General features: G+C 73.8%; 17 protein-coding genes. 11 read left to right on the top strand and 6 right to left on the bottom strand.

What is annotated here, in order from left to right:
- Positions 1–21 precede the first annotated feature (21 nt).
- Entirely contained in the window at positions 22–1,437 is a 1,416-nt protein-coding gene (locus ABT127_RS22225; protein ID WP_351452693.1) for an alkaline phosphatase PhoX, read from the bottom strand.
- A 291-nt stretch (positions 1,438–1,728) separates the two neighbouring features.
- Entirely contained in the window at positions 1,729–2,829 is a 1,101-nt protein-coding gene (gene zapE, locus ABT127_RS22220; RefSeq protein WP_351452690.1) for a cell division protein ZapE, read from the bottom strand.
- A gap of 37 nt (positions 2,830–2,866) precedes the next feature.
- On the opposite strand from zapE, the gene ABT127_RS22215 reads away from it, so the two are divergent.
- The 4 genes from ABT127_RS22215 (at position 2,867) to msrB (ending at position 6,203) form a co-directional block, all read left to right on the top strand.
- Positions 2,867–3,661, top strand: a complete 795-nt coding sequence (locus ABT127_RS22215) for a pyrimidine reductase family protein (protein ID WP_351452688.1) — start codon at positions 2,867–2,869, stop codon at positions 3,659–3,661.
- Between the two features lie 142 nt (positions 3,662–3,803).
- On the top strand, positions 3,804–4,277 hold the full coding sequence (locus ABT127_RS22210; protein ID WP_351452685.1) for an indole-3-glycerol phosphate synthase: 474 nt from the start codon (positions 3,804–3,806) through the stop codon (positions 4,275–4,277).
- Between the two features lie 112 nt (positions 4,278–4,389).
- Positions 4,390–5,793, top strand: coding sequence for a UDP-N-acetylmuramate--L-alanine ligase (gene murC, locus ABT127_RS22205; protein ID WP_351452682.1), 1,404 nt, complete (start codon positions 4,390–4,392; stop codon positions 5,791–5,793).
- 5 nt (positions 5,794–5,798) lie between these two features.
- The gene (msrB, locus tag ABT127_RS22200; protein ID WP_351452680.1) at positions 5,799–6,203 is read left to right on the top strand and encodes a peptide-methionine (R)-S-oxide reductase MsrB; all 405 of its coding nucleotides are present in this window, start codon (positions 5,799–5,801) and stop codon (positions 6,201–6,203) included.
- A gap of 18 nt (positions 6,204–6,221) precedes the next feature.
- Here the strand turns inward: msrB and ABT127_RS22195 are convergent, their stop codons facing one another.
- Complete coding sequence (locus ABT127_RS22195; RefSeq protein WP_351452678.1) at positions 6,222–7,040, bottom strand: alpha/beta fold hydrolase; 819 nt, start codon at positions 7,038–7,040, stop codon at positions 6,222–6,224.
- 103 nt (positions 7,041–7,143) lie between these two features.
- On the opposite strand from ABT127_RS22195, the gene ABT127_RS22190 reads away from it, so the two are divergent.
- Positions 7,144–7,998: a pentapeptide repeat-containing protein gene (locus ABT127_RS22190; protein WP_351452676.1), complete on the top strand. Its 855-nt coding sequence runs from the start codon at positions 7,144–7,146 to the stop codon at positions 7,996–7,998.
- 158 nt (positions 7,999–8,156) lie between these two features.
- Complete coding sequence (gene cyc2 / locus ABT127_RS22185; RefSeq protein ID WP_351452673.1) at positions 8,157–10,361, top strand: germacradienol/geosmin synthase Cyc2; 2,205 nt, start codon at positions 8,157–8,159, stop codon at positions 10,359–10,361.
- Positions 10,362–10,380: 19 nt separating this feature from the next.
- Here the strand turns inward: cyc2 and ABT127_RS22180 are convergent, their stop codons facing one another.
- Positions 10,381–11,112, bottom strand: a complete 732-nt coding sequence (locus ABT127_RS22180; protein WP_351452670.1) for a CTP synthase C-terminal region-related (seleno)protein — start codon at positions 11,110–11,112, stop codon at positions 10,381–10,383.
- A gap of 96 nt (positions 11,113–11,208) precedes the next feature.
- On the opposite strand from ABT127_RS22180, the gene ABT127_RS22175 reads away from it, so the two are divergent.
- The 3 genes from ABT127_RS22175 to ABT127_RS22165 are packed head-to-tail and all read left to right on the top strand — an operon-like array spanning position 11,209 to position 14,184.
- Positions 11,209–12,165, top strand: coding sequence for a LysR family transcriptional regulator (locus ABT127_RS22175; RefSeq protein WP_351452667.1), 957 nt, complete (start codon positions 11,209–11,211; stop codon positions 12,163–12,165).
- Positions 12,162–13,304, top strand: a complete 1,143-nt coding sequence (locus ABT127_RS22170) for an aminopeptidase P family protein (RefSeq protein WP_351452664.1) — start codon at positions 12,162–12,164, stop codon at positions 13,302–13,304. Before ABT127_RS22175 ends, ABT127_RS22170 begins: the two co-directional genes overlap by 4 nt.
- 4 nt (positions 13,305–13,308) lie before the next feature.
- Positions 13,309–14,184 (top strand): aminoglycoside phosphotransferase family protein, encoded by an 876-nt coding sequence (locus ABT127_RS22165; RefSeq protein WP_351452662.1) that lies wholly within the window; start codon positions 13,309–13,311, stop codon positions 14,182–14,184.
- A 108-nt stretch (positions 14,185–14,292) separates the two neighbouring features.
- On the opposite strand, the gene treZ is transcribed toward ABT127_RS22165, so the two are convergent.
- The gene (gene treZ / locus ABT127_RS22160; protein WP_351452659.1) at positions 14,293–16,038 is read right to left on the bottom strand and encodes a malto-oligosyltrehalose trehalohydrolase; all 1,746 of its coding nucleotides are present in this window, start codon (positions 16,036–16,038) and stop codon (positions 14,293–14,295) included.
- 167 nt (positions 16,039–16,205) lie between these two features.
- Here treZ and ABT127_RS22155 point away from each other — a divergent pair, with 167 nt between their 5' ends.
- Positions 16,206–16,778, top strand: coding sequence for an FHA domain-containing protein (locus ABT127_RS22155; RefSeq protein WP_351452656.1), 573 nt, complete (start codon positions 16,206–16,208; stop codon positions 16,776–16,778).
- Between the two features lie 9 nt (positions 16,779–16,787).
- Here ABT127_RS22155 and ABT127_RS22150 read toward each other — a convergent pair whose 3' ends face one another.
- Entirely contained in the window at positions 16,788–18,029 is a 1,242-nt protein-coding gene (locus ABT127_RS22150) for a M14 family zinc carboxypeptidase (RefSeq protein WP_351452653.1), read from the bottom strand.
- A gap of 391 nt (positions 18,030–18,420) precedes the next feature.
- Here ABT127_RS22150 and ABT127_RS22145 point away from each other — a divergent pair, with 391 nt between their 5' ends.
- Positions 18,421–19,578: a cytochrome P450 gene (locus ABT127_RS22145; protein WP_351452651.1), complete on the top strand. Its 1,158-nt coding sequence runs from the start codon at positions 18,421–18,423 to the stop codon at positions 19,576–19,578.
- Positions 19,579–19,597 lie beyond the last annotated feature (19 nt).

The following is a 19,597-nucleotide window of genomic DNA, read 5'->3' as shown; positions in this document are numbered from 1 at the left end:
GCGTCCGTCCCGGCGCCGCCGCTACTCGTGCCAGGGGCCGGTCACCGCGAACGTCGTCCCGGGCGTGTACACGTTCACGTACATCGTCCGTCCGCCGGGCGCGAAGGTGACCCCGGCGAACTCGCCCCAGGCCGGTTCCTGCGCGGTCCCGATGTTCTGCCGCCCGCGCGCCATCGCGTACACCTCGCCCCTGCGGGTCACGCCGAAGACGTGCTGCGCGCCCTCGCCGTCCTCGCACACCATCAGCCCGCCGCTGGGCGCGAGACAGATGTTGTCCGGCTCCTCGCCCGGGAGCTGCACGTCGGTGTCGGGTCCGAACACGACGACCAGGGTCAGGCGGCGGGACGACGGGTCGTAACGCCAGATCTGGCCGAAGTGGTCGGCGGCCGAGCCCTCGCCGCGGCGCGCGTACGACGACACGAAGTAGACGCAGCTCCCGCCCCAGTAGCAGCCCTCCAGCTTCTGGGCGTGGGTGATGCCCCGGGGGCCGAAGTCCTGGTTGCGGATCGCCGTGGTGGCCGCCAGTGGGTCGGGTACGTCGACCCACTCGATGCCGCCGAACGTGGCTCCCGTCTCCTGCACCGCCGACAGATCGGGCACGCCCGGCACCCGCATCGCCTGGAGCGTGCCGCCGGCGCGCAGCGAGCCGAGGCCGCCGCGCGGCTTGTCGGGCAGGAAGCGGTAGAAGAGGCCGAACGGCCTGTCGAAGGCGTCCTCCGTCTCGTAGACGACGCCGCGCCGCGGGTCGACGGCGATCGCCTCGTGCTGGAAGCGGCCCATCGCGGTCAGCGGGACGGCGCCGGAGCGCCGCGGGTCGACGGGGTCGACCTCGAAGATGAAGCCGTGGTCCTTGGTGTAGCCGTTGGTGCCGGCCCGGTCCTCGGTCTCCTCGCAGGTCAGCCAGGTGCCCCACGGGGTGGGACCGCCCGCGCAGTTGACCGCGGTGCCCGCGATGGCGACCCGTTCGTCGAGGACGTCGTTGTGCCGGTCGAGGGTGAGCGCCGTACAGCCGCCCTTGGCCATCGGGTCGTACGTGAGGCCGTCGACGACGGGGACCGGGACGCGGCCGGTGACTCTGTTCTCGTGGTTGCGCACGAGACGGATCCGGCCCTTCTCTCCGGCGAAGGCGGCCATGCCGTCGTGGTTGCTCGGCACCTTGCCCTCGCGCGAGCGGAGTTCGTCGCCCTCACGCGAGAGGACCTTGTAGCGGAATCCCTTCGGCAGGTCGAGCAGACCGGCCGGGTCCTCGACCAGGGGGCCGTAGCCGGCGCGCCCCTGGGCCGCCGCCGAGCCGGTGAACAGCTCGGACAGCTCTCCGGCGAAGGCGATCCCCACCCCCAACGCGCTGGTACGGGCGAGGATCTGACGTCGTGTCGCGGTCTGTCGTGCATCAGTGGTGCGCGAGTCGGTGGTGCGCGTCTCCGTGGTGCGTGACATGGGTGCAACCTCCTGTTGGCGGACAGGAACTGTGACCCGGCTGTGTCTACCACGCACGTCCCGCCCCGGGAACCGCGCGTGTTGCCGGGCGCGGCGACCGGGGCTCGTCCGTCGGCTGACGGCCGGTGGGGGCTGGTCGCGCAGTTCCCCGCGCCCCTGAAACGAGCTCCGCTCGTCCAGGGGAGGCCACGCCTCCTCTCATGGAGGTCGCGCACGAAGTGCGCATCTCCAGGGGCGCGGGGAACTGCGCGACCAGCCCCCACCGGCCCGCAGACGACGGACAAGCGCCCCTCAGTCGGCGACCAGACCCTTGGCGTCCCGGGCCAGTGCGGTGAGCCGGGATATCGCGCGGAAGTACTTCTTGCGGTAGCCGCCGTTCAGCATCTCCTCGCTGAAGAGCTTGTCGAACGGCTCGCCCGCCGCGAGCACCGGGATCTCCCGGTCGTAGAGCCGGTCGGCCAGGACGACCAGGCGCAGCGCCGTGGACTGGTCGGGCACGGCGGACACGTCGGTCAGGCAGACCGCGGTCAGATCGTCCGTCAGCGCGCCGTAGCGGCTGGGGTGCACGCGCGCGAGGTGGTCCAGCAGGTGCGGGAAGTCGTCGAGCGAGGCGCCCTCGGTGGCGTACGCGGCCTTGGTGACCTGCTCGTCCGAGAACGGCGGCGGGGCCTCGGGCAGGCCCCGGTGGCGGTAGTCCTCGCCGTCGATGCGCAGCGGGCGGAAGTGCGCGGACAGGCCCTGGATCTCGCGCAGGAAGTCCGCGGCGGCGAACCGGCCCTCGCCGAGCTTGCCGGGCAGCGTGTTGGAGGTGGCGGCGAGCGCGACGCCCGACTCCACGAGCCGGCCGAGCAGGGTGGAGACGAGCACGGTGTCGCCGGGGTCGTCGAGCTCGAACTCGTCGATGCACAGCAGGCGGTGGCCGCCGAGCGTCTTCACCGTCTGCTGGAAGCCGAGGGCGCCGACCAGGTTCGTCAGCTCGACGAAGGTGCCGAACGCCTTGAGCGCGGGCTCGGCCGGGGTCGCGTGCCAGAGGGAGGCGAGGAGGTGGGTCTTGCCGACGCCGTAGCCGCCGTCGAGGTAGACCCCGCGGGGCCCGGTGGGGGCGGCCGGCTTCTTGGCGAACCACTTCCGCTTGCCGGAGCCGGAGGGGTACGCGCCGCCGAGTCCGGCGGCGAAGGAGCTCAGGACCTCGACGGCCTGGGTCTGGCTCGGCTGGTTCGGGTCCGGGATGTAGGTGTCGAAGCGGGCCGACGCGAAGCGGGGCGGCGGCACCATCTCGGCGACCAGGCGCTCCGCGGGGACGTGCGGCTCGCGGGCGCACAGGGACTGCGGGGCGGCGGGGGCGGCGGAGGAGGCCCCGTGGGCGGAGGACGACTGGGTGGAGGACGACACAGCTCATCAGCTTAATGGCCGTGCCACACTGCACGTCATGCGACGCCTGTTCCCTGTGACGTACGAAACAGCAGATCACCTGGGCCGGGAGGAGCCGCGCGGCCCCGAGTGGAGCCTCGACGCGCTCGCCGACGCCTACGCCTATCCGCCGCAGGCCGCCGGGAAGCCGTGGCTGCGCGCCAACATGGTCTCCACGCTCGACGGCGCCGCCCAGCACGACGGCCGCTCCCAGCCCATCTCGAACGACACCGACATGCGGATCTTCGGCACCCTGCGCGGTCTCGCCGACGTGGTGGTGGTCGGCGCCCAGACCGTCCGCCAGGAGCAGTACCGCCCCGCCCGCGCGCGCGAGGCGTTCGCCGCCCGCCGCGCCGCGGCCGGGCAGGGCGCCGCCCCGTCGATCGCGGTGATCAGCGCGAGCCTGGACCTGGACTTCACCCTCCCGCTGTTCACCGAGCCCCTGGTCCCCACCTACGTCATCACCGGCTCGGGCGCCCCGGCCGACCGGGTCGAGGCCGCCCGAAGGTCCGGCGCCGAGGTGCTGCTCGCCGGGGACGGCACGGCGGTCGAACCGGACCGCGCGGTCGCGGCCCTCGCCGTGCGCGGGCACCGGCGGCTGCTGACCGAAGGGGGGCCGCGGATGCTCGGTCAATTCGTCGCGGGCGGGGTACTCGACGAGCTGTGCCTGACCGTGTCGCCGATGCTCACCGCGGGCGACGCCCAGCGCATCGCGGGCGGCCCCGCGCTGCGCGTGCCGGAACGTTTCGAGCTGGTCTCTCTGCTGGAGGAGGACGGTTTCCTGTTCACCCGATACGGTCGGAGGCGACACTGAACGGAATGATCTGTTCCGTTTAGTCTTCGCTGGGCACACTAAAACTCGCAGACCCCGTGCGGCCACGGGGCAGGATGGTTTCCGCAGTTCCGCAGGGACCCGTCGAAGGACGGCCCACGGTAGGAGAAGAAGGGCGCCCGTCGTGTTCACGAGCGTATTGATGATCGAGAAGGCCCTGACGTCTGCCGACGTGGAGTTTGTCACCACCTTGCACGGTGACGAGGATGTCACCTTCCATGTGCTGCTCCAGCCCCGCGGCGACCAGGCCGACCGGCTGCTGCGCGCCATCGACGACGTGGCGATGGGCGAGCTGGACGAGGCGGCCCGCGAGGGCGAGGTCCCCGAGGGGGACGAGGCCAAGGGCCCCGCCGAACAGGCGCTCCAGGTCTCCCTCACCGCCCTGCGCCAGGCCGGCAGTGCCGCGCAGGGACGGCTCATCGAGGACCACCCGCTGAACGCGCTCAAGGCACTGGTCGACGAGGTGGGGGCGGACGAGGTGATCGTGCTGACCGATCCGCACTACGTCGAGGAGTTCTTCCACCGCGACTGGGCCTCGCAGGCCCGCCACAAGGTCGGCGTGCCGGTCCTGAAGCTGTTCTCGCACAGCAAGGCGTGACGTGGGGCGTGCGGGTGCGGGGCGGCCGGTCCCGAGGCAATAGGCTGGGCCCGGTCCGTGGCCGCACGCGCCGCGGATCAGGACGCACCGGAACCTCAGGGGAGTAACACGCATGGCACCCGGCCTTCCGCATTCCAGCGCCGCCATGGAGCGACCGCACTTCATCGGCATCGGCGGCGCCGGGATGTCGGGCATCGCCAAGATCCTCGCCCAGCGCGGCGCGCACGTGGCGGGCAGCGACGCGCGCGAGTCCGCCACGGCCGGAGCCCTGCGCGAGCTCGGCGCCACCGTGCACATCGGGCACGACGCGGCGCACGTGTCCCCCGACACCAGCTGCGTCGTGGTCTCCTCCGCGATCCGCGAGGACAACCCCGAGCTGGCCCGCGCCAGGGAGCTCGGCATCCCGGTCGTGCACCGCTCCGACGCCCTGGCCTCCCTCATGGACGGCCTGCGCCCGATCGCGGTGGCGGGCACCCACGGCAAGACGACCACGACGTCGATGCTCGCCGTGTCGCTGACCTCGCTCGGCCTCGCTCCCTCGTACGCGATCGGCGGCGACCTCGACGTCCCCGGCTCGAACGCGCTGCACGGCGAGGGCGACCTCTTCGTGGCCGAGGCCGACGAGTCGGACCGCAGCTTCCACAAGTACACGCCGGAAGTCGCGATCATCCTCAACGTCGAACTCGACCACCACGCCAACTACGCGTCGATGGACGAGATCTACGAGTCCTTCGAGACGTTCACCACGAAGATCGTCCCCGGCGGCACGCTGGTGATCGCCGCCGACCAGTCGGGCGCCGCGGAGCTGACCCGCCGCATCCGCGACACGACCTCCCTGAAGGTCGTCACGTACGGCGAGTCGGAGTCGGCCGACATCCGCATCCACAAGATCACCCCGCGCGGTCTGACCAGCGAAGTGACGGTCCTGCTCGACGGCAAGCTGCTCACCTTCACCGTCTCGGTCCCCGGCCGCCACTACGCGCACAACGCCGTCGCGGCGCTCGCGGCGGGCGTCGCCATGGGCATCCCGTCCCGCAACCTGGCCGGCGCGCTGAAGTCCTACACGGGCGTCAAGCGCCGCCTGCAGCTCAAGGGCGAGGAGAACGGGGTGCAGGTCATCGACTCCTACGCCCACCACCCGACGGAGATGACCGCCGACCTGGAGGCGATGCGCTCGGCGGCCGGTGACGCCCGGCTCCTCGTGCTCTTCCAGCCGCACCTGTTCTCCCGCACCCAGGAGCTCGGCAAGGAGATGGGCGACGCCCTCGCCCTCGCCGACGCCTCGGTGGTCCTCGACATCTACCCGGCGCGCGAGGACCCGATCCCGGGCGTCACCAGCGCCCTGATCATCGACGCGGCCCGGGCCGCCGGCGCCGACGTGCAGGCCGCCCAGGACAAGGACGCCGCCGTGGCCGCCGTCGCGGGAATGGCCAAGCCGGGGGATCTTGTTCTCACCATGGGCGCGGGCGATGTCACCGACCTCGGCCCGCGGATCCTGGACCGTCTGAAGGGATGAGGGACATGGCGTACGACGTCGAGAAGCCGGACGAGCAGTGGCGCGCGGAGCTGAACCCGGCGGAGTACGCGGTACTGCGCCAGGCCGGCACCGAGCCCGCCTTCACCGGTGAGTACACCGACACGAAGACCCAGGGCGTGTACTCCTGCCGTGCCTGCGGCGCGGAGCTGTTCACGTCCACCGAGAAGTTCGAGTCGCACTGCGGCTGGCCGAGCTTCTTCGACCCCAAGGACTCGGCGGCCGTGGAGCTGATCGAGGACCGGTCGCACGGGATGGTGCGGACCGAGGTGCGGTGTGCGCGCTGCGGATCGCACCTCGGGCACGTGTTCGAGGGCGAGGGGTATGCGACGCCCACGGACCAGCGGTACTGCATCAACTCGATCTCGCTGAAGCTGGAGCCGACGGAGTAGCCGCTGCGGGCGTCGTCGTCAGGCCGGGTCCGCCCGCAGGAAGTCCTCCGCGACCCGGATCAGCGCGAGCGGCGCCTCGTCCATCGCGTAGTGCCCGCACACCGGCAGGTCGACCAGCTCGCCGCGGACGAACCAGCGCAGCCACGTCGCCCGGACCAGCTCCGCCGACAGCGCCGGGTCGAGCTGGCCCGTCACCGCGAGCGCCGGCACGGTCGAGCCCTCGACGTCCGTGTGGAAGTCGTCGCCGGTCCACGAGTCGAGCCAGCTGCGGAACGCCTTGGCGTCGCTGCGCTCCAGCGAGCGGCGCACCATCCGGTCCAGCCAGGCGGCCGGGCGGACGCCGCCCGTGGTGACGTCGAGGATCGCGCGCCGGTTCCCCGGCCTGGTGTCCGCCGTCGAGAACAGCTCCCACTGCTCGGGCGGCAGCGCCAGGCCCGACGCGGGCACCGGTGAGACGCCCACGAGACGGCGCACCCGCTCCTCGGCCGCCGCCACCACGCGCTGCGCCACGGCGGCGCCCATCGAGTGCCCGATCAGCGAGAACCGCCGCCAGCCGAGCCGGTCCGCGAGGTCCAGGACGTCCGCCGCGCCCTCGGCCGTCGTGTACGCGCCCGGCACGTCCTTCGCCTCCCCGTAGCCGCGCAGGTCCACGAACGCGTACTGGAGCGCCTCGCGGTCCAGGTCGGGCACGATCGGCGCGAACGCGGCCCGGTCGGCGAACCAGCCGTGCACCACGATCACCTTGTGCGGCCCGTCACCGTGCAGCTCGTGGGGGAGCCGGAACGCCGACGCCGACGGCGGATGCAGCGGCGAGCGGGAGGAGCGGGAGGCGGCCACGTCGACTCCTGGGGGTCTGGGGCGGTGCCGGTCGCGTCCACGGTTGCGCGCGCCCGGGCCACCCACAAGGGGGCGTACACCGCCGATCGGTGACAATGGGGGCGTGACCTCCTCCGGCTCCGCCCCCGAGTCCGCCGACCGCGCCGACGAGCGCACCGCCCTGCGCGCCGACTGCGGCAACTGCTTCGGCCTGTGCTGCGTGGCGCTGCCCTTCGCCAAGTCCCACGACTTCGCGGCGAACAAGAACGCGGGCACGCCCTGCCACAACCTCCAGGAGGACTTCCGCTGCGGCATCCACGCGCGGCTGCGCGACGAGGGCTACCGGGGCTGCACCGTCTTCGACTGCTTCGGCGCCGGACAGAAGGTCTCGCAGATCACCTTCGAGGGCGTCAGCTGGCGGGAGCGGCCGCAGACCGCGCGGACCATGTACGAGGTCTTCCCCGTCATGCGTCAACTGCAAGAGCTGCTGCGCTACTTGACCGACGTACTGGACCTGCCGCGGGCCGCCTCCGTGCACAGGGAGGCGCGCCGCGCCCGCACCGGCATCGAGCTGCTCACGCGCGCGGGCGCCGACGAACTCCTCGCCGCCGACGTTCCCACGATCCGCGCGGACGTCAACACCCTGCTGCTGAAGGCGAGCGAACTGGAGCGCGCCGCCGCCGTTCCGGGCCGCAAGAAGAACCACCGCGGCGCCGACCTGATGGGCGCCCGCCTCCGGAACGCCGATCTGCGCGGCGCCAACCTGCGCGGCGCGCTCCTCGTCGCCGCCGACCTGACCGGCGCCGACCTGCGCGCGGCGGACCTGATCGGCGCCGACCTGCGCGACGCCCGGATCGAGGGAGCCGACCTGCGCGGCGCCCTCTTCCTCACCCAGGCCCAGCTGAACGCGGCACGCGGCGACACGGCCACCCGCGTCCCGCACGGTCTGGACCGCCCCGGGCACTGGAGCGCCCGGTAGGGAGGGGTTGCGGGCGAACGTGTTCAACCGGGCTGCGGCGTACCCCGCGTGCGCCGCCGATTCCCCACCAGGCCCCGATTCACTCCTCGTTCACACGATGGTGCGATCATCTCCGCGCCCATGGATGGCCGTTGGCCTTCACGGGTAGGGCCGCGCACATGACTGAGCAGTCCACCACGGCGGCCTCGCAGCCGTTCCAGTTGCCGCGCTTCTACATGCCGTACACGGCGCGTCTCAATCCCCATCTCGACGAGGCCCGCGCCCACTCCACCGCCTGGGCCCGGGAGATGGGCATGCTGGAGGGCTCGGGTGTCTGGGAGCAGAGCGATCTGGACGCCCACGACTACGGACTGCTGTGCGCGTACACGCACCCCGACTGCGACGGCCCGGCGCTCTCCCTGATCACCGACTGGTACGTGTGGGTCTTCTTCTTCGACGACCACTTCCTCGACATGTTCAAGCGCACCAACGACCGCGCGGCCGGCAAGGCGCACCTCGAACGGCTGCCGCTGTTCATGCCCATGAACCCAGAGGACCCTGCGGACCCGTCCGGCCCGGTGCCCGAGCCGGAGAACCCGGTCGAGGCCGGGCTCGCCGATCTGTGGCGGCGCACGGTGCCCGCCATGTCGATGGACTGGCGCCGCCGCTTCGCCGAGTCGACCGAGCACCTGCTCAACGAGTCGATGTGGGAACTGTCCAACATCGACGAGGGCCGGATCGCCAACCCCGTGGAGTACATCGAGATGCGCCGCAAGGTCGGCGGCGCCCCCTGGTCGGCCGGGCTCGTCGAGTACGCCACCGCGGAGGTCCCCGCGCCCGTCGCCCGGTCGCGCCCGCTGCGCGTCCTCATGGAGACGTTCTCCGACGCCGTCCACCTGCGCAACGACCTCTTCTCGTACGAGCGCGAGGTCCGGGACGAAGGCGAACTCTCCAACGGCGTCCTGGTCCTGGAGACCTTCTTCGGCTGCACGACCCAGGAGGCGGCGGAGGCCGTCAACGACGTGCTCACCTCACGGCTGCACCAGTTCGAGCACACCGCGTTCACCGAGGTGCCCGCGCTCGCCGCCGACAAGGGGCTCACCCCGGACCAGGTCGCGGCCGTCGCCGCGTACACCCGGGGCCTCCAGGACTGGCAGTCCGGCGGGCACGAGTGGCACCTGCGGTCCAGCCGCTACATGAACAAGGGCGCGGTGCGCGAGCGCGGCCCGCTGCACGGCCCCACCGGACTCGGGGCCCGGGGCACCGACGTGCGGGCGCTGTTCGACGCCCTCGGGGTCGAGCGGCTGCGGGCGTACACCCACGTGCCGTTCCAGAAGGTCGGCCCCTCGCTGATCCCCGAGCTGTCCCTGCCGTTCGAGCTGCGGCTCAACCCCGCCCTGGACGGCGCCCGCGCCCGCCTCGTGCCGTGGGCGCACGCCACGGGCATCCTGGCGGAGGGGGTCTGGGACGAGGACAAGCTGGCAGCGGCCGATCTCGCGCTGTGCGCGGCGGGCATCGACCCGGACGGCACGCCCGACGCGCTCGACCTCAGCACGGCGTGGCTCGCCTGGGGGACGTACGCCGACGACTACTACCCCCTCGTGTTCGGCAGCCGCCACGACATCGCCGCCGCCAAGCACTGCACCGACCGGCTGTCCGCCTGCATGCCGATCGCCGGCGAACCGGTGCCGCCGCCCGCCAACGCCATGGAACGCGGCCTCGTCGACCTGTGGGCGCGCACGGCCGGCGGCATGAGCGCCGAGCAGCGGACCACGCTGAAAGCGGCCGTCGAGGCGATGACCGAGAGCTGGCTGTGGGAGCTGGCCAACCAGGCGCAGAACCGCGTCCCCGACCCCGTCGACTACCTGGAGATGCGCCGCGCCACCTTCGGCTCCGACCTCACCATGGGCCTGTGCCGGCTCGGCCACGGCCCGGCCGTGCCGCCCGAGGTGTACCGCAGCGGTCCCGTCCGCTCGCTGGAGAACGCGGCGGTCGACTACGCCTGCCTCGTCAACGACGTCTTCTCCTACCAGAAGGAGATCGAGTACGAGGGCGAGGTGCACAACGCGATCCTCGTCGTGCAGACCTTCTTCGGCATCGACTACCCCACGGCGCTGCACGTCGTGCACGACCTGATGACCCAGCGCCTCCAGCAGTTCGACCACGTCGTCGCGCACGAACTGCCCCTCCTGTACGACGACTTCGGCCTCGACGCGGCGGCGCGCGACGCCGTCGACGGATACGTGCACCAGCTGCGGAATTGGCTGGCCGGCGTCCTCAACTGGCATCAGCAGGTGGACCGGTACCGCGCCCGGCACCTCGCCGCCCGCGCCCACGGCTTCCTGCCGGACCGGATCCCCGCGTCGCCCGTCCGACTCCGCTGAAGCGGGGCGGCCGGACGCGTCAGACCCGTGCCGCGTGCGCGACCGCGGCACGGGCCAGCGCCTGCACGGCCGGGTGCGGGCGGCTGCCGTCGCCGTGCAGCTCCGGCTGGAACAGCGTGGCCAGGAAGAACGGGTGCCGGTCGGTGGCGAGTTCGGCGATCCTGACCTGGCCCTCCTCGTCCTCGCCCGTGAACCGCAGACCGTGTGCGCGCAGCGTGTCCAGGTGGGCGGCCGGCCCGTACCGGCAGTGGTAGCGCTCGACCGTGCGGTCCGCGCCGAGCACCGACTCGGCCAGCGACCCGGCGGTCAGCGTCACCGTGCCCTCGTGGCCGACCAGCGAGCAGGCCAGCGGGGTGATCAGGAGGTCGTCGGCGTCGGGATCGTTCTCGGCGTGCGCCACGTCCGTCAGACCGCACACGTTCCGCGCGAACTCCAGGAGGGTGTGCTGGAAGCCGCCGCACGTGCCGAGGAACGGGATGCCGTGCTCACGGGCCGTCCGGATCGCGGCGAGCACGCCCGCCTCGCTGCGGTACGGGCTGCCCGGCAGCACCCAGACCGCGTCGAAGCCCCGTACGGCGTCGGGCAGCAGCGCGTCCTCGCTCGGGATCCAGTACGCGTCGAGCACCAGATGCTCGCGCGTGGCGAGGGCGTCCAGGAGGAGCGGTACGCGGGTGTGGGCGACGACGTTCGGGGAGCGGTCGCCGACCAGTGCGACGCGGGCACGGGGGAACTGCTGGGGCGTGGCTGTCATGCGGTTCATCGTCGGCGGGAACCGTGGTTCACGTCCAACGATGAAGACTGCACCCTCCATAAGCGTTCCTGATGCGGGTCGGGGATGCTGGAGCGCATGGACCCGCACCTGCTGCGCACGTACGTCACCGTGGCCCGCCTCGCCTCCTTCTCGGACGCGGCCCGCGAGCTCGGCTACACCCAGTCCGCCGTCTCCCAGCACATCGCGGCCCTCGAACAGGACCTCGGCGCCCCGCTCCTGACCCGGCGGCCCGTCCTGCCCACCCCCGCGGGCGACCGGCTCCTCGAACACGCCGGTCCGCTGCTGCTGCGCCTGGACGCGGCCCGTGCCGACGTCCGCCGCACCGCCGCCGCGCCGGACGCGGGGCTCGTCCTCGCCGTCACCCCGACCGCGCTGCGCGGCCGCACCGCGGCGCTGCTGCCGCACACCGGCGTGACCGTGCGGGTGCTGGCCCGCGAGGAGATCGCCGCGGAGGTCGCCACCGGCGGCGCCGATCTGGGCGTCGTCGACGGGGTCGCCGCGCCCAGCGATCCGCTGCGGCTGCCCGACGTCGCCCCGCTCACCCGGCGCGGCATCGCCGAGGAGTCCGTGCACGTGGTGCTGCCGCAGGGCCACCCGCTGGGCCGCCGCCGCGGACTGCGCCTCGCCGACCTCGTGGACGCCCGCTGGCTCGACGCCCCGGACACGGGCGTGCCGCTCGACCAGCTGCGCGCGACCCAGGGCGGCGGCGGGTTCCGTGCAGCCCTGCGCTGCGACGGCACCGACCTGCGCACCCTGCTCACCCTCGCCGCGGCGGGCCACGGCCTGACCGTCCTGCCCGCCTCGCTGGCCGCCGACGCGCCGGGCACGGTGACGGTGCCGCTCACCGCGCCCCGCGTCGTGCACCGCACCGAACTCGTCCACACCGGCACCCTGCGCGGCCCCGCCGCCCGGCTCGCGGCCGACCTGGAAGGGCGGGGCGCACTCGCGCCGTCCCCCCGGGGCGGGCAGGATGCTGCGGTGACAGCCCCAGCCGACCGCACCCCGCACGCACCCACGGAGGCCCGGACATGACGACCGGCACACCAGCGCCCTTCACCGCAGCCGACTACCAGGCCCGCATGGACCGTGCCGCGCGGTCCGCCGCCGACGCCGGGCTCGCCGGGGTGCTCGTCGCGCCGGGCCCCGACATGGTCTGGCTCACCGGCTACCACGTACCGGCCGACACCGAACGGCTCACCCTGCTGGTGCTCGCCGCCGGACAGCGGCCCACCCTCGTCGTGCCGACCCTGGAGGCGCCCGACGCCGCGAAGGCCGCGGGCGCCGACGCGATGACGCTGCGCGACTGGACCGACGGCAAGGACCCCTACGACGTCACGGCGCCCCTGCTGGAGAAGTCCGGCCGCTTCGGCGTCAGCGACAACGCCTGGGCGATGCATCTGCTCGGCCTGCAGAAGACCCTCCCCGACACCTCGTACGTGTCCCTCACCGAGGCGCTGCCGATGCTGCGCGCCGTCAAGGACGCGGCCGAACTGGAGCGGCTCGCGGCCGCCGGTGCCGCCGCCGACGCCACGTACGAGGAGATCAAGAAGGTGGCCTTCGCGGGCCGCAAGGAGATCGACCTGTCCCGTGAACTCGCCGACCTGCTGCGGCGGTTCGGGCACGAACAGGTCGACTTCACGCTCGTCTGTTCCGGTCCCAACGCCGCCAACCCGCACCACGCGCCGGGCGACCGTGTCATCCAGGACGGCGACATGATCGTCCTCGACTTCGGCGGCCTCAAGGACGGCTACGGCTCCGACACCTCCCGCACCGTGCACGTCGGCGAACCGACGGCCGAGGAGCGCGAGGTCCACGACGTCGTGCGCGCCGCCCAGACGGCGGCCTGCGACGCCGTCCGGCCCGGCATCGCCTGCCAGGACGTCGACCGCGTCGCCCGCAAGGTCATCACCGACGCCGGGTACGGCGAGTACTTCATCCACCGCACCGGGCACGGCATCGGCGTCACCACCCATGAACCCCCCTACATGATCGAGGGCGAGCGGCAGGAGCTGGTGCCCGGCATGTGCTTCTCCGTGGAGCCCGGGATCTACCTGCCCGGCCGCTTCGGCGTCCGCATCGAGGACATCGTGACCGTCACCGCCGCCGGTGAGGACGGGGGCGGCGGCAAGCGCCTCAACGCCACCTCGCGGGACCTGGCGATCGTCGGCTGACGCCGTGCAGGAGCCGCCCGCGGAGGACACCGCGCGCCACCTTCTGAAGACCCTCCTCCCGAACGGCGGCGGTGCCGAGCTGCGCCCCGCCCCCGAGGACGGGCCCGCCGCCTGGCGCGTGGGCACCGGGCACGTGCTGCGGCTCGCCCCCGACGGACCGGCCTCCCGTGAACTGCGGCGCGAGGTGCGCCTGCGCGACGTCGTCCGTCCGCACGTCACCGTCGCCGTGCCCGCGTGCGCCGCCGCGGGGGAGTGGGCGCCGGGCCTCGCCTACGTCCTGGACACCCGGCCGCCCGGGGACTCCGCCGAGGTCCGGGACGTCACCGCGGCCGGCGAGGAGGACCTGGCCGGTCTGCTCACCGGGCTGCGGGCGGTGCCGGTGGCGCGGGCCGTGCCGCTCGGGGTGCCGACGGTGGCGCCCCGTTCGCTGGAGAACCTGCGCCGGGAGGCGGGCATCGCCGCCGGACGGCTCGACGCCGACGGGGAGTTCGAGGCCGCCCGGCTCGGGCAGCTCACGGCCCGGGCGGTGACCCGCCTCGGGCCGCAGTCCGACGCGGTCCTCGTCCACCACGGCCTGACCGGGGACCGGCTGACCGTCGCGGCGGACGGGCATGTGCGGGGTGTGCTCGGCTGGGGCGGCACCGTGGTGGGCGATCCGGCGGAGGACATCGCGGGGCTGACGGTGTCGGTGGGGGCGCGGGCCGCCGTGCGGGCGGCGACGTTGGGCGGGTACGGGGCGCGGGTCTGTCTTCGGGGGCTGTGGTTGGGGCGGTGCGAGGCGCTTGTGCGGTTGTTCGAGGGCGGGGGGTCGCTCGGGTTGTTGCGGGTTCGGCTGGAGCGGGCCTGGGAGCCGATTCTGCTGGAGCTGGTGACGGACTGAGCCGGTCCGCGGGTCTCGTCGTGGCCGGTCGCGCAGTTCCCCGCGCCCCTCGAGCGAGCGAAGCTCGCCCTCCGGGGCGCGGGGCAGGCGGGACTTTCGACACACGCCCTAGGGCGCCTCCACCACCACCGCCGACTCCGGCGGGACCGTCAGGAGGCCGTCGGAGCCCGGGATGTCGATCGGGGACCAGGAGGCGAGCAGGCGGGTCACCGGGCGGCCCAGGGGGATCGACACCGGTTCCGAGGACAGGTTCACCGCCACCCGGACGTCCCCGCGCCGGTAGGCGACCCAGCGCGCCCGCTCGTCGAAGGCGACCCGCACCGCCGCCAGATCCGGATCCCGGAGATCGGCACGGGCGCGCCGCAGCGCGATCAGCGCCCGGTACCAGGCGAGTACGCGCGCGTGGTCGCCGGTCTCCCGCTCCGGCCAGTTCAGACAGGACCGCTCCCGGGTGGCCGGATCCTGCGGATCGGGAATGTCGGCCTCGGCCCACCCGTGCGCCCCGAACTCCCGTCGCCGCCCCCTGCGGACGGCGTCGGCGAGCGCCGGATCGGTGTGGTCGGTGAAGTACTGCCAGGGCGTGCTCGCCGCCCACTCCTCGCCCATGAACAGCATGGGCGTGAACGGCCCGGTCAGCACCAGCGTCGCCGCGCACGCCAGCAGGCCCGGCGAGAGCGACGCGGCGAGCCGGTCGCCCTGCGCGCGGTTGCCCACCTGGTCGTGCGTCTGGGTGTAGGCGAGCAGCCGGTGCGCGGGCACCCGGGCACGGTCCAGGGGGCGGCCGTGCCGCCGGCCGCGGAACGTCGAGTACGTCCCGTCGTGGAAGAAGCCGTGCGTGAGCGTCTTGGCGACCGCGGCCATCGGCGCGCGGGCGAAGTCGGAGTAGTAGCCCTGCTGTTCGCCGGTGACGGCCGCGTGCACGGCGTGATGGACGTCGTCGTTCCACTGCGCGTGCAGACCGAGACCGCCCCCGGCGCGGGGCGTGACGACCCGCGGATCACCGAGGTCGGACTCGCCGATCAGGAACAGCGGGCGGCCCAGACGCGCGGCCAACTCGTCGACCTCGGCCGACAGTTCCTCCAGGAAGGGCAGGGCGCGGCGGTCGTGGAGCTCGTGGATCGCGTCCAGGCGCAGCCCGTCCAGGCGGTAGTCGCCCAGCCAGGCGAGGGCGCTGCCGATGAGATAGGCGCGGACCTCGTCGGAGCCGGGCGCGTCCAGGTTGACGGCGCTGCCCCAGGGCGTGTGATGGGTGTCCGTGAAGTACGGGCCGAACGCGGGCAGGTAGTTGCCGGACGGGCCCAGATGGTTGTGGACCACGTCGAGTACGACCCCGAGGCCCAGCTCGTGCGCCGCGTCCACGAACCGCTTCAGCGCCTCCGGTCCGCCGTACGGCTCGTGCACGGCCCACAGGCTGACCCCGTCGTAGCCCCACCCGTGCCGACCGGGCACCGGGCACAGGGGCATCAGCTCGACGTGGGTGACGCCCAGTTCGGCCAGGTGCCCCAGACGCGCGGCGGCGGCGTCGAGCGTGCCCTCCTTCGTGTACGTGCCCACGTGCAGCTCGTACAGGACGGCGCCGCTCAGATCGCGCCCGGCCCAGTCGCCGCGCCACGCGTACCGCCGGTGGTCGACGACCGCGCTGAGCCCGTCGGGCCCGTCGGGCTGGCGCGGCGAGCGGGGGTCGGGCAGCACCGGGCCGCCGTCGAGCAGATACCCGTAGCGGTCCCCGTCGACGGCGTCCGCCGCCCCCGTCCACCAGCCCGCCCGGTCCGTATCGCGCTCCAACGCGCGCGTGGTGCCCTCCCACTGGAGATCCACCCGCTCGGCCTGCGGTGCCCACACCTCGAACTGCACGGACGTGCCCCCTCGCGTAACAGGTTGTCTGCTCACGGTGACGATGCGTCCCATGGTGCGTCAGACGTGATCGGCGCGCCGCCGGTTCGCCGAGGTCGGTTCCGTGTCTCGTGCGGCACTCCGCGTTTTCTGGACACCTCGACCGTCACTGCCGGACAATCGCCCCTGTGACGTCCTCGTTCGAACACCACACGTACCCCGCTCGGCTCTCCGACGCCGAGCGGGACCGTGCGCTGAAAGTGCTCAGGGACGGCGTCGCGCTCGGCCGGCTCTCGCACGACACGTTCGTACGCCGCATGGAGCTGGCCCTCTCCACGCAGAAGCCCGACGAACTCGCGGCGCTCACCGCCGACCTGCGGCCCGAGAACCGCTGGACCCGGGCGATGCTCGGCGCCGTCGGTGCCGTCTCCGGCTTCACGGTGCGGCTGCACCGGGCGTGGACCGTGGAGCGGCTCCCGAAGCTGCAGCTGCCCGTCGCCCAGTCGCACCCCCTGCGCATCGGCCGCGACCCCGCCAGCGGGCTCCGGCTCAGCCACGAGACGGTCTCCCGCGTGCACGCCGAGCTGACCCGCCAGGGTGGCCTGTGGATCCTTCGGGACCTCGGCTCCACCAACGGCACGTCCGTGAACGGGCGTCGGGTGATCGGCGCCGCCGTCGTCAGGGACGGCGACCAGGTCGGATTCGGCCGGATGTCGTTCCGGCTGTCCGCCGACCGCGGCCCCGCCGCCGGCCTGGGCTGACCGGCACCCTCAGCCCTGCGCGTGCCGGACGGCCGCGACCGTGGTCCGCGCCTGGTGCTCTATCTGGTGGGCCACCGGCACCCACCGCGCCCCGAACCGGTCCGCGTACACCTCGCACCAGCGGGTGACGAGGAGGTCGAGCCGGGGCGCCGCCCGGTCCTCCGCCTCTTCGAGGACCCGCAGCAGCATGGCGGCGGCCCGCAGCGGCAGCCGCCGGGCGAACGCGTCGATGCTGCCGACGTACGCCATCGTGGCGTCCGGTGGAGGCGGCCGCGTCCAGTCGTCCGCGAGCCCCGGCACCAGGCTCAGCGCCCAGCGCGCCGCCCGCAGCAGCGGCCCGCGCGTGTCCGGGAGCCGGGGCAGCGCCTCCGCGAGGATGTCCTCGACGAGCCGGGTGTCGCGGCTGATCCGCGCCGAGAGCCGCCGCATCGCCCGCTCCGGGGCCGGATGCGGCGCCGGGTCGTCCACCAGGTCGCTGGCCCACATCGGGACCTCGACGATCGCCGTGGAGCCGCCGTACCGGTGGGCGTGGTGCCAGGTGGAGTGCCGGGCGTCGTCGGGCAGGCTCGGGAACGCCGCCTGCGCGTCCGGGTCCGGCATGACGTGCACGCCGGGCCCAGAGGCGGGCCAGCCCGCCGCGTCCGACGCGCCCGTCTCCACCGGTATGTGCAGCTCGGCCGCCGACTTGGCGAACGGCTCCGCGAGCCCCGGGATGTCCCGCGTCAGCTGCACCCAGCTGCCGCCCAGCTCGGTGCCGTGCAGGGACACCTGGAGGTAGGGGCGCAGCTCGTCGATGACCCCGGTCAGCGCGGTGGTCTCCGGGGGCAGCCGGTCGGCCGGCAGGACCGAAGGCGACCACTCGGGCTGCTCGGGCCCGGCCGGGCGGAAGAAGGAGCGGTGGTAGTCGAGGAGGGTGCGCGGCGCGGGGTTCGTGTGCAGGGCCGCGCCGTCCGGGTCGGCGCACAGCAGGAAGTGCCACGACCGGTCGGATCTCAGCGCCTGGTCGAAGAGGGCCTGCCGGGCCAGGTGCAGCGCCGTGGCGCCGCCGGTGGGTTCGTTGGCGTGGGCGCCCGCGACGATCAGGACCGTGCGCCGGTCGTGTCCGACGGACAGCAGATGCAGGGGACGCCCCCCGCGCGACGTACCCACCTGGCGCAGTTGGCACAGGTCGGGCCGTACAGTGGTCAGCTCCCGCGCTGACCGGGCCAGTTGGGCCGCAGTGGGGTACCGCTGGTCCGTCAGATGACTCACCCCCGTTGGTGCTCCCGCCGTCGGCAATCCGCAGTACCCCACGCTTGCCGGTCCCTGTCAAGAAGGCCTGTACCGGTGCCGTCCGCCGGTGTGCAGGCTCCCCGCAATCATTCCGGAAACGTCGGGCCCGCCGAGGGCGAATCCCGGTACCGGTCCGCCTTCCTCGGCGACGTACACCGTCCGGGCACGGCCCCGCCTGCGCATCGTCGCCTCCGCACGGCGTCCGGCGAGAAGGAGTTCACACCGATGTCACACCCGCGCCGGGGTACTCCGGCGGGCGCGGCCGTCACCCGTACGGCCGTACGGGTGCTGCGCGCCCCCGCCGGGGGTGGTGCGCTGGGGAGATCCGTGCGCGGCACCCGGCGCACCGGCACAGAGAGGGAGCCACGCGGTGCTGTGCCCCCTGGAACCCGCCGCGCGCCCGGTCGCCGAGGGACCGCGCTGCCGCCGGACGCCGCCGAGCCTGGCCGACCCGGACGTCGCCCGCGACCCCTACCCGCTCTACCGCACGCTCCGCGACGCCCACCCGCTGCACCACGACGAGCCGTTCGGCGCCTGGCTGCTCAGCCGGTACGCCGACGTCCGCGCCGCGCTCGCCGACCCCCGCCTCGTGGCCCCGCCGCCCGGGCGCACGTTCAGCCACCTCGAACAGGGCACGCACGCCGCGCACCGCGCGCTCGTCTCCCCGGGCCTGCAGGGACGCGCCCTGACCGCCCTGCGCGCGGGCGTGGACCGCGGCGCGTACGTCCTGGCCCGGCGGCTCGTGCGGCGCGAGGAGGCCGATCTGGTCGAGGAGTTCTGCCGCTGGCTGCCGTCGGCCGCCGTCGTCGCCGCGCTCGGCCTGCCCCACGAGGAGACCGCCCGCGTCACCGCGTGGAGCCGCGCGGACCTGACCCACCTGGGTGCCGTGCCCCCCGACGTGGAGGCCGCACTGCATCCCCACATCGCCCGCCGTCGGGCCCGCCCGGGCGGCGACCTCCTGTCCGTCCTGTGCACCGCGCGGGCCGACGGCCGTCCGCTGTCCGACGAGGCCGTCGCCGCGCTGGTGGCGACCCTGCTCGGCGCGGCCGGCGAGGCCACCGGTCGGGCCCTCGCCGCGCACCTCGCCAACCTCCTCGACCACCCCGCCCAGCTCGCCCTCGTCCGGGCGCGGCCCGCGCTGGCCGACGCGGCCTGGGCCGAGTCGCTGCGCCGCGACCCGGCCGTGCACCTCGTGCTGCGCCGCGCGCTCGCCCCGGTCCCGGTGAGCGGTGGCACGATACCGGCCGGGGCCACCGTGGCCTGCCTGCTGGGCTCGGCGGGCCGGGACGCCGCCCGGTTCACCGACCCGGACCGCTACGACCTGTTCCGCGCCGACCCCGGCCAACTGGCCTTCGGCGCGGGCCGGCACCGCTGCCTCGGCGTCCCCTTCACCCGCATGATCGCGGACTCGGGCCTGAGCGCCCTGCTGGCGGCCCTGCCCGGCCTCGCCTGGGCACCGGGCTTCCGGCCCGTCCCCGAGGGCCTGCTCACGCGGGCGCCGGCCGCTCTCGTCGTCCGTACCCGCTGACGGGCGGGGCGTGAGCCCG

This window comes from Streptomyces sp. NPDC001904, from assembly GCF_040297005.1.
Taxonomy (GTDB): Bacteria; Actinomycetota; Actinomycetes; order Streptomycetales; family Streptomycetaceae; genus Streptomyces.
Note: the sequence above shows the minus strand (reverse complement) of the source record. Positions and strands in the feature narration are given on the sequence as shown.

Excerpts from the sequence above, each read along its gene's own strand:
- ABT127_RS22175 (WP_351452667.1), top strand. The coding sequence starts at position 11,209 with ATGGACCCGCACCTGCTGCGCACGTACGTCACCGTGGCCCGCCTCGCC.
- cyc2 (WP_351452673.1), top strand. The coding sequence starts at position 8,157 with ATGACTGAGCAGTCCACCACGGCGGCCTCGCAGCCGTTCCAGTTGCCG.
- msrB (WP_351452680.1), top strand. The coding sequence starts at position 5,799 with ATGGCGTACGACGTCGAGAAGCCGGACGAGCAGTGGCGCGCGGAGCTG.
- murC (WP_351452682.1), top strand. The coding sequence starts at position 4,390 with ATGGCACCCGGCCTTCCGCATTCCAGCGCCGCCATGGAGCGACCGCAC.
- ABT127_RS22170 (WP_351452664.1), top strand. The coding sequence starts at position 12,162 with ATGACGACCGGCACACCAGCGCCCTTCACCGCAGCCGACTACCAGGCC.
- ABT127_RS22215 (WP_351452688.1), top strand. The coding sequence starts at position 2,867 with ATGCGACGCCTGTTCCCTGTGACGTACGAAACAGCAGATCACCTGGGC.
- ABT127_RS22225 (WP_351452693.1), bottom strand. The coding sequence starts at position 1,437 with ATGTCACGCACCACGGAGACGCGCACCACCGACTCGCGCACCACTGAT.
- ABT127_RS22180 (WP_351452670.1), bottom strand. The coding sequence starts at position 11,112 with ATGACAGCCACGCCCCAGCAGTTCCCCCGTGCCCGCGTCGCACTGGTC.